Source organism: Paenibacillus sp. plas6, from assembly GCF_057221655.1.
The window spans coordinates 1,512,505-1,523,259 of record NZ_CM170151.1 but is presented as its reverse complement, the minus strand read 5'-3'; the positions used below and the strand labels follow the sequence as shown (position 1 = coordinate 1,523,259).

Annotated in this window: 6 protein-coding genes; 5 read left to right on the top strand and 1 reads right to left on the bottom strand. The window is 38.6% G+C overall.

From position 1 onward, the window contains the following. Positions 1-283 precede the first annotated feature (283 nt). From AC2TDL_RS06695 to deoC, 3 genes are all read left to right on the top strand, one after another. A complete protein-coding gene (locus AC2TDL_RS06695; protein ID WP_484699504.1) occupies positions 284-1,543 on the top strand; it encodes a Glu/Leu/Phe/Val family dehydrogenase in 1,260 nt (419 codons plus the stop codon). A gap of 45 nt (positions 1,544-1,588) precedes the next feature. After that, positions 1,589-2,566 carry a diaminopimelate dehydrogenase gene (locus AC2TDL_RS06690; protein ID WP_484699502.1) on the top strand — a complete coding sequence of 326 codons (978 nt, stop codon included), beginning with the start codon at positions 1,589-1,591 and terminating at the stop codon, positions 2,564-2,566. A gap of 272 nt (positions 2,567-2,838) precedes the next feature. Beyond that, the gene (gene deoC, locus AC2TDL_RS06685; protein WP_484699500.1) at positions 2,839-3,519 is read left to right on the top strand and encodes a deoxyribose-phosphate aldolase; all 681 of its coding nucleotides are present in this window, start codon (positions 2,839-2,841) and stop codon (positions 3,517-3,519) included. A 148-nt stretch (positions 3,520-3,667) separates the two neighbouring features. On the opposite strand, the gene AC2TDL_RS06680 is transcribed toward deoC, so the two are convergent. Next, entirely contained in the window at positions 3,668-4,789 is a 1,122-nt protein-coding gene (locus AC2TDL_RS06680; RefSeq protein ID WP_484699498.1) for a peptidylprolyl isomerase, read from the bottom strand. Between the two features lie 470 nt (positions 4,790-5,259). On the opposite strand from AC2TDL_RS06680, the gene AC2TDL_RS06675 reads away from it, so the two are divergent. Beyond that, positions 5,260-6,708 carry an HD-GYP domain-containing protein gene (locus AC2TDL_RS06675; RefSeq protein ID WP_484699496.1) on the top strand — a complete coding sequence of 483 codons (1,449 nt, stop codon included), beginning with the start codon at positions 5,260-5,262 and terminating at the stop codon, positions 6,706-6,708. A 22-nt stretch (positions 6,709-6,730) separates the two neighbouring features. Beyond that, positions 6,731-10,594, top strand: coding sequence for a response regulator (locus AC2TDL_RS06670; protein ID WP_484699494.1), 3,864 nt, complete (start codon positions 6,731-6,733; stop codon positions 10,592-10,594). The last annotated feature ends 161 nt before the right edge of the window (positions 10,595-10,755 follow it).

Genomic DNA, 10,755 nt, shown 5'->3' with positions numbered 1-10,755 from the left:
AAGTAAGTTTTTTAAAATTACCTGTCATGAATGCTGTGAAAAAAGTATAAAAAATAAAACAGAAATGCAAATCTAGGAAACAATTGTCATTATGTAATGATATGTGTTAAAGTGTATAAAATTATATTACGCCACAATGTAATATAATTTTACAATGCAAAATTACCAAAAAAGTTTGCACTAAATGCACACAAAAATCTTCCCAAAATGCAAATTTAGCAGTATGCTGTAAATAACAACACGATCCTTAGTGATCGAATCCAATAGTGAAGGATAGATAAAAATGACGGTATCAGTTATTCAAGAAACTCTAAATCCATACGAAATTGCACAACAACAAGTTGATGCAGCGGCTGCTCTATTAAATTTACCAGAGCATATTACTAATGTGCTTAAACGTCCGATGCGAGTACTGACAGTCAATTTCCCAGTAAAAATGGATGATGGTTCTGTACGCGTATTCGAGGGTTATCGTTCTCAACATAATGATGCGATTGGTCCTACTAAGGGCGGCATTCGTTTCCATCCAGATGTAACTTTGGATGAAGTTAAAGCTTTATCAATGTGGATGAGCTTCAAATGTGGCGTTGTAGGTCTTCCTTATGGCGGCGGTAAAGGCGGCGTTATTTGTGATCCTCGTCAACACAGCAAAGGCGAACTAGAAAGAATTAGCCGTGGCTTCATGGAAGCAATTGCTTCTTTCGTTGGTCCGCAAAAAGATATTCCTGCTCCAGACGTTTACACTAATGCACAAACTATGGCATGGATGATGGATACGTACAGCAAAATCGCTGGCGTTAACTCCCCAGGAGTTATCACTGGTAAACCAATTATTCTAGGCGGCTCTCAAGGTCGTAATGAAGCAACTGCACAAGGTGCTGTTTACACAATCCTTGCTGCACTTGAAGATATGGGTAAATCCCCTAAAGAAGCAACTGTAGCTATTCAAGGCTTTGGTAACGCTGGTCGTATTGCTGCTCGCTTGCTAACTGAAGCAGGTGCTAAAGTAGTAGCAGTTTCTGACTCTAAAGGCGGAATTTATGATCCTAAAGGATTAGATATCGCAAAAGTTGAGCAACTTAAAGATAACGCTAGTATTCTTGATTACGGTAAAGAATTCCATATCAGCAACGAACAATTGCTTGAGCTTGATGTTACAGTTCTAGTTCCAGCAGCGCTTGAAAATGTAATTACTGCTAAAAATGCTGATAACATTAAAGCGAACATCATTGCTGAAGCAGCAAATGGTCCTACAACTCCAGAAGCTGACCGTGTTCTAACAGAAAAAGGAATTGTTGTTATTCCTGACATCCTTGCAAACGCTGGTGGGGTAACAGTTTCTTACTTCGAGTGGGTTCAAAACTTGATGAACTACTACTGGAGCGAACAAGAAGTACTTGAAAAGCTTGAAACAAATATGATTAAATCCTATAAGGCAGTTCGTGATCTTGCGAAAGAATACAATGTAAATCTTCGTAAGGCTGCATATATGATTGCAATTAAACGTATTGCAGCTGCTATGGAAGCTAGAGGCTGGGTTTAATTCAATCTAAGCAATTATAAATTAAAGGATAGGTGAATGTTCAGCATGACTAATCGGATTCGCGTTGGAATCGTAGGCTATGGAAACTTAGGTCGTGGAGTTGAATTAGCCATCGCGCAAAATCCGGATATGCAGTTGGATGCAATTTTTACGCGTAGAGACCCTGCAAGTATCTCTTCGAACACAAAAGCATATTCGATTGAAGACGCAGCAAAATTTGTAAATGACATTGATGTAATGATTTTATGCGGAGGTTCTGCGACAGATCTTCCTGAACAAGGACCGCAATTTGCGAAATTGTTCAACGTAGTGGACAGCTTTGATACGCATGCTCGTATTCCTGAGTACTTTGAGCAAGTAGATAAAGCTGCTAAAGAAAGCGGAAAACTGGCTGTTATTTCTACTGGCTGGGATCCTGGTTTATTCTCACTAAACAGATTGCTATTTGAAGCAGTGTTGCCAGAAGGTAAAGACTACACATTCTGGGGTAAAGGTGTAAGCCAAGGTCACTCTGATGCGATTCGTCGCGTGCCAGGCGTTAAAGATGGTAAACAATATACCATTCCTGTTGAAGCGGCTGTACAAAGCGTACGCAATGGTGAAAATCCAGAACTTACAACTCGTCAAAAGCATTTACGCGAGTGCTTTGTTGTTGCTGAGGAAGGTGCGGACAAAGAGCGTATTCGTCAAGAAATCGTATCAATGCCGAACTATTTCGCAGATTACGATACAATTGTTCATTTTATCTCTGAGGAAGAATTGAAACGTGATCATTCAGCAATGCCACATGGCGGACTTGTGCTTAGAAGTGGTAAAACTGGTGAAAATACGACTCAAATTATGGAATTCAACTTGAATTTGGGCAGTAACCCAGAGTTTACTTCAAGCGTGCTTGTTGCTTATGCACGCGCTGCTTACAAGCTTCATAAAGAAGGTCAAGTGGGAGCGAAAACTGTATTCGACATTCCGCTAGGTCACTTATCTCCAAAATCGGCTGCAGAATTGCGCAAAGAGCTTCTGTAAGCTTTCTAAAGCTTGTTAGTTTTTGCTTGGTCATGACGATGCAGGGAGTCATGACCTTGATTTTACAATCGATTTGTATTTTGTGAATAGAAATTTGCATTTCCAACGTTGCTGACACCACTAAATGATTTAGCCGAGATTTTGCACTTTAACGATGTTAAGGTTGAATCTCGGCTTTCAGTTAACTAGAAATAGAATAGTAAGCCATCCTCTCGTAGTATTTTTTTATTATAGGCTGTACAATATATTCATCAAACTACGGAGGAATGAATATGAATCGTAAACAGTTAGCTGCAACTATCGACCATACCTTGTTAAAGCCAACTGCTACTGAATCAGATATTATTCAGCTATGCGCTGAGGCTGCACAGTACCAGTTTGCAACTGTGTGTGTTAATCCTTGCTGGGTAAAGCTTGCAGCGGAGCAACTTCAACATGTGGAGCAGGTAGGCGTAACAACTGTAATCGGCTTCCCTTTAGGGGCTTCCTCCAGTGCAGTAAAGGCGCTGGAAACGAAGCAAGCAATAGCTGACGGAGCGACAGAAATTGATATGGTGCTCAATATCGGTTACTTAAAAAGTAGGTTTTTAAGTGCAGTCAAATCGGATATTGAAGCAGTAGTCAGTGCTGCCGCTAATCATGCGATTGTTAAAGTGATACTGGAAACCTGTCTGTTAACTGATGAAGAAATTGTTGAGGCTTGCAAGCTAGCGGTAGAGGCAGGGGCACATTTTGTAAAGACATCAACTGGCTTTAGTAGCGGTGGGGCGACGGTTGAACATATTTCTCTAATGCGTCGCACTGTTGGACCATACGTTGGCGTAAAAGCATCTGGTGGTATACGAGATTATGCAACGGCTGTAGCAATGTTGGAGGCTGGTGCAAATCGTATCGGTGCTAGTAGCGGTATCGCCATTATAAATCAATCAGAAGCGACACCAGGAGATTATTAAGCAGCAAAAAACGCAGATCTAAACGGATCTGCGTTTTTTGCTTTGTGCATGGCACTTCTCATTTTCTTTATATGACAGAGACGGTAAAGAAAAAGCTTGCGCTAATCTGTAGCGCAAGCTTTTTGCAAGTTACTTAGTATACAACTTATTATTGAGCTGACTCATCAGTACCTGCTTCGTTAGTAGCTGCACTGTCGTCAGTCACGCCATCAAGTGCTGAATCTTCAGTTGACTCGCTATTAACGTTACCATAAGTAGCTGATTCATTAAGCTTGTTGGAAATTTTAGCCTTAGCAAGCAACTCTTCAATGTAGTTGCTGTTATTTGTATAAATATCCTCGTTAATTAACTTAATTTTAATTGCATCTTTTACAGAATCGAAATCAGCTTCAGTTGCTTCTTTATAATCTGTTTTCAAAATAATGTGGTATCCGTATTCTGTTTGTACTACATCACTAAGCTCATCTACATCTAGAGCAAAAGCAGCTTTAGAGAATTCTTCAACCATATCTCCATAGCTGAAGAAACCAAGATCGCCGCCTTGTGAAGCAGTGCCGTCAGTACCGTATTGTGCAGCTAATTCAGCAAAATCAGCGCCATTTTTAAGTTGACTTAGAATATCTTCAGCTAATTCTTTATCATTTACAAGAATGTGGGATGCACGAACTTGTTCTTCTGATCCGCCAAGATTAGCTTTATTTTCATCAAAGTAAGCTTGTACATCTTCATCAGTTACGTCTACAGTATCTTGAAGTAATAGGCGAGTTAGTGTAGTAACTTTAAGCTCTTTCTTCAAGTCATCCTCAATCATACCATAGTAAGAAAGGAAATTTTGGAAGTTTTCCTCACCGCCGTAATCAAGTTTCAAAGCAGCAATATCAGCAGCGATATCTGCGTCTGTCACTGTAATATTTTTAGCTTTTGCTTCTTGATCGAGCACCTCTTCAGTAATCATGCGATCAAGTACACCTAAAATACTGTCACCATAATATTCTTGAAGAGTGTTTAATAGGTCGTTTTTAGTAATTTTCTTACTGTTAACTGTAGCAATGGTTTCATCTTTACCTCCGCCAATTGGGAAGATAATGACTAGCACAAGTGCAATTGCTAATACGATTGATGCAATCATCCAAAATGGATTGCTTTTATTACTCTTGCTGCCCCCTGTAACATTGTGATTTGCGTTAGCTGCATTTGCAACTGATCCGTTGTTACTCGCAACCTCATTGTTATTCGCAAGCTCTTGAGATTGCGTTTCTTTATTGTCCATTACTTTGAACTCCTCTCAAAAAAAGATATGTTCTTACTATAACAAATTTTTGCAAGAAAAACATTAATCTAACCTTAAATAGTAAATTCGATTTTTTAATAGCTTTAAATATATATGGTAATACAGAAGAAGATGAAAAATGTGTGTCTAATCATATTGCGCACAAGCAATCTATTGTATAATTGATAAGATACTTTTATATGAAAAATACGGTAAAAAAATAGGAAGATATTAACGGAGTTTAGAACCGAGATTTGTGCAAATTAGAGAAACATATTACAACATAGAAACCGATAAATAATAGAGAATATGCTGTCGACTTCTGATGAAAAATGGACGAGCAGCATAAAGTATGATACTAGCAGTGCGGGAAATAAGATAGGAGCCAACAATGTCGTCGATTAGCAATGATCCTTTCTGTAAATCTCAGGACAAAAGAGCTAGTTAAGGATAGGAGTTGGAATTAATCTATGCGTTCTCGGCGTTCTCGAAGTTTTGTGTTGCTTCAATTAGGATTTGCGATGATTGCGCCAGTATTGATTTACTATGGACTTCACCAATACTTGCGGGGAAATGATATACATTTCCATAATTCGCTTATCTATATGATCGTTATCGAAGCAATGTTGGCGATTATGATTTTTTTGATTTTGGGAATAGTTGCTCAGCAGCTTCGTAATGTCAAAATATCGTTTGTATCTTTGGCATTTGCTTCGATTGGCACGATGCTTATTTTCCACAGTTACTCGTTAACAATGCTTGATTCAGGAGAACATAATAAATTTTTAACGTATGCTCAGCTAACGCTAATGCTCAGTTCATTTTGGCTATGGCTGAGTTCCTTATCTGCGGATCATCGTCTTGTTCGCATTTTAGGCATGAATAAAAAGGCATTACTGCCGTTATACTGCTTTCTTCTTATACTTTGCGGAGTTATCGATAATATTATACCAGGATTGGCATTTTTTAATTGGCTTTATCGTGATGAAAATGGAGCGAGAATAACAACGCTTGTTATTTTGAGTGTTAACACATGGACGGTCTATCGTCATCTGATTACCTATATGGCATCTCGCTTTTCTATGCAGCTTGCGATCGTGTATTGTACGGGCTGGATAAATACAGCGCAAGTCATTTTGTTTACTGCGTCTACTAGCGTATTAGGCTGGTGGACATATCATTCTTTATTGCTATTTTCTATGATCGTAATGATTATCGTTATCTTTATTGAGTATCGTTATACCGATTCTTGGGCAACACTTGTCAAGCGGTTAAATCGCGCTGAGCCTGATAGTTGGATTGAAACCTATATTACGCCTAGTGTCAGTGAACTAATAAAGAAAACGGAGTCGAAGGATGCCTATACCGCTGGGCATAATTATCGTGTAACAGTCTATGCGCTTAAATTAGGGGAAGAGATGGGCCTGTCATCAACTCAGCTCAAATCTATTGCGCTTGGCGGACTTGTACACGATGTAGGAAAGCTATTTGTCCCTGATTATGTGTTAAATAAGTCTGGCAAGCTAGATCCAGATGAGCGCAAATTGATTGAAAACCACCCACTAGATGGCTACAATATGTGCAAGCAGCTTGGTTTTATGGTTGAGGAGCTGGCAATTATTCGTTCGCATCATGAGAAATGGGATGGTACAGGGTATCCTGATCGACTAAAAGGAGAGGCAATACCGCTGGTCGCTCGTGTTACGGCTGTTGCTGACGTATATGATGCTCTTACTTCATCTCGTTCCTATCGTAAGGCGTTGACCCATGAGAAGGCGATGGAAATAATTCAAGCGGAAAGTGGCACACACTTTGACCCACGTTGTGTCGAAGCGTGGGTTAGAGTTGTAACGGAAGAAAAAGATTTTATTAAACGTATGCTGTCCATTCATTATGAGCTAAGTGATGACACGGGATAATAACATCTTGGAGGATTAAATCATGATTAAAATGTCTCTCCGTACGAAGGGATTAATCTTTATTATTTTGATTTCCTTTGTGCCATTATTAATTGTTGCACTTAATAACTATATATCAGTGAAAAATGATATAGTTGCAACTGAAATTGATAAAATTACGCTTAAGCAGGAAAGTCGTTCCTTTGGGCTTAGCTCGTGGCTAGAGACTCGTAAAGCCGAAGTGCTTGTAATGAGCCGTACCAATGAGGTACGCTCTGGAGATACCAATATTATGATGGAATATTTACAACAAGAGCAATCACATAATTCCTTTCCATATCAGGAAATCGGCTTTATTAGTCAAGACAGGATAATTACAAGCTTACGCGGAAAGTTACACCTTAATATTCAAGTGCCGATTACGCGTGCACTGCGTGGCGATATTGTAGTAACTGATCCTGTTACAATTAACAAATCTAATGATCGGTATGCTTATATTAGTGTTCCTGTTTACGGTATGGATAAGTCCAACCAATTAATTGGAGCTCTATATGTGGCATACAGCTTTCCTCCTAAAGACTATAAAGAAAATTTACAAATAGATGAGGGGAATTTATATTTATACAATTACAGCGGCGAACTGTTATATGATGATCTGTCAGTAAGCTATGGGAATCAGCAGGATATATTGTTACGAGATCAGCTGAAGCAACTTGCTGCATTGGCATTAACGAAAAATGCTGGCTATAAGCAAGTAGAAATTATGTCAGAAACCTATATTTTATTTTATCAAGCGGTTGCTAATACAAATTGGGTAATTCTTGAGGTAACAAATTTAGGAGAAATTGAAAAGCATGCAGCTCCGACATTATGGCGGATGTTATTTGTTGCCTCGATTGCTGTGTTGCTTTTAGTTATCGTGTTTTATTTTTTCTTCCAAAAAATTGTTTCTAGATTAGTTGCGATTTTGCAGGTAACGAAGCAAGCTGCTGCTGGGGATTTTAACAGCGGTCATTTATATGATGGTAACCATGATGAAATTGGTGTGCTTGCTAACACTGTTAATATTATGATGAGCAGACTGCAAATTATGTTTGATCGCTTGGATGCTGTCATTAATCAAAATAAAAGCCCTGTTATCGTTATGGATGAGCGCTATGTAATTACGTACATCAATCAAGCAGCAGAGAAAATGTTAGGCTATACTTCTGAACAAATTGTTGGAAAGTCTACTCCGATTGTATTTATTGATCCGGAAGAGCAGCGTTTGCTTGCGAAAAAATTTTCCAAAACGCTTGGCAAGGAATTGAAACCGGGTATAGATATGTTTCTTGAAATAAGAAATCATTTTCCTAACTATGAATATGAGCTAACAATTACTACTCGAGATGGGAAACGAATACCGGTTTACAATCGTTCAAGTGCATTGCGCGATCGGAGTGGAGCTTATTCAGGCGTTATCGTGATATTAAATGATATTTCTGAGCAGCGAAAGCTAGAAAGTGAGAGACATCGCCTGCAAATGGTTATAGAATCGGCAAAAGACTTAATTGCATCGGTGGATCGACAAGCCAATATCATTTATATTAACGAAGCGGGACGAAAAATATTAGGTCTGTCCCCAGAAGATTCATCAGAGTTAATGCCGTTAAAAAGTCTTCTGCCAGCTCATTTATATCGTCAGCTACAAGAAGGCGCTGCGATTGCTCGCAGACAAGGCTATTATGAGTGCGAAGCGCAGCTGCAAAACAATGCAGGCAAATTTATTAGTGCATCGCTTATTATTGTAGCCTATGAGGATAGTTTTACTGGTGAAACGTTATATTCCTGTATCGCGCGTGATATTACAGAGCAACTTGAAGTTCAGCGGAAGCTTGTTAAAGCAACCGAGGCTGCTGAAGAAGCCAATCAAGCGAAAAGTACCTTCCTGGCTTTAATGAGTCATGAAATTCGCACACCGCTCAATGGTATACTTGGTCTAGTTCAGCTCCTACAAAAAACTGAACTTGATCATTTGCAGAAGGAATATGTACAGCATATGAAGGATTCTTCAACTATGCTGTTATCAATCGTAAACGATATATTAGATTTCTCAAAACTTGAGGCTAAAAAAATTGAGCCGGATGTTGCATTGTTCCAGTTACATCTAGCAATCAATTATTTATCTGAACAGCTTAGTCTCTTCTTAGGTGGTAAAGAGCAGTTTGAGTTTAAAATTGATATTGAAGACAATGTTCCCAATCAATTACTTGGTGATTCGCTGCGCTTAGAGCAAATTTTATCTAACCTATGTGTTAATGCGATTAAATTTACTGAGCGTGGTTTGGTTGAACTGCATATTTCGGTTGTATATGAACACGAAGATGAAATCGTGCTACGCTTTACAGTGAAGGATACAGGGATAGGAATGTCTGAGGAGCAAGTGAAGAATTTATTCAAGCCGTTTAAACAAGCGGATTCCTCAACTACTCGTAAATATGGGGGAACAGGTCTGGGGCTTGTCATTTCCAAAAACTTAGTAGAGATGTTAGGCGGCAAACTGGAGGTTACAAGTGAGCTACATAAAGGAAGTACGTTTTCATTTACAATGCCATTTAAAAAAGCTGCGTATCAATTTACTGTAGAAATGGCTAAATTACCGGATTCATCAGAAACATTAGTATGGATTGTTGAAGATCATGATGAGATGGCAAATCAATGGATGTCATTTCTTGAAAAAGATAATTACATTTCGATAAGACTGCGTACTTGGAAGGAAGCATATTTTCGTCTAATGCGTCTAGGCGAAGGGGCATATCCAGCCTTAATATTGATGGATATGGAAATGAACGATATGTATGGCATGGAGACATGGCTAGCGTTCCAAAGAATTGCATCTAGTCGTGGAATTTCAATTGTTGCGCTTACAACAGCATATGGCCGTGAAGAAATGTTAGTGCTCGATCCTGCGCAGCAGCCATCAGCTATATTAACAAAGCCTGTTACGGCCTCACGCTTTAAGGAAGCTGTAGAGCTTGCTGTACATATCAAACAATCTCAGAAACATTTAGAAAAGGAGCAAAAAAGCTTACAAGATGAACTTCATTCTGTTGATCAGCAGGCTGCACCAACGGTAGAGCAAACCTATCAAGTATTGCTTGCAGAGGATAATAGGATTAATCAGATCGTTGCCGCGGAAATGTTAAAACTTTGTCATTGTATAGTAACGATTGCGAATAATGGGGTTGAAGCTGTTCAATATGCACAAACTCAATCTTTTGATCTTGTGCTAATGGATATTCATATGCCTGAAATGGATGGAGTAGAGGCAACAAAGCTGATTCGTTCAGGGGAAAATAATAGCGACGTACCGATTGTTGCGGTAACTGCGAATGTCGTAGCCTCTGATCACGAACGCTATCGCTTACAAGGAATGAACGAGGTTATTACGAAGCCGATTTCGATTGATAAGCTTCAAGAAGTATTGAATAAGTATATTGCGCGTCATCGAGTAAACAATCATAAAAATAATGAGTTAAGAGTCTCTAGAGAAAGCGATGAGATCATTTTTAATAAACTAGTATCGCTTAATACTATTGAGGCTAAACAAGCCATTGAGCGTGTAAATGGTAAGCTGAATATTTATTTGCATATGCTGGAGCAATATTTGAGTGATTATTCGACATTTATAACTAATCTCAAGCATTATTATAAGCATCATGATTATGCTGAGATTACAAGAGCATTGCATACATTAAAAGGGGCATCTAGTTATTTAGGTGCGCACAAAGTTCAAGAGCTAGCAATTAAGGGGGAAAAAATTGCTCGTGAGCAGCAAACGACGATGCTGCCATCTTATTTCGAGCTTCTTGAAAGTGAACTTAACCAGTTGCTTACAGATATTGCGACGATTGTTAACAAAAAATAAGAAAATCTAAGGATATTTAATATTTATCTAATATTTTGCTAATATTTCGCTAACAAAATGTTGTGGTAATTGGTAGAATGTTGTATATTGAATATGAACATCCCAAATAAACTTGATTCGGATATTAAGAAAATACATTTTGTATATCAATCGTAAGGGTG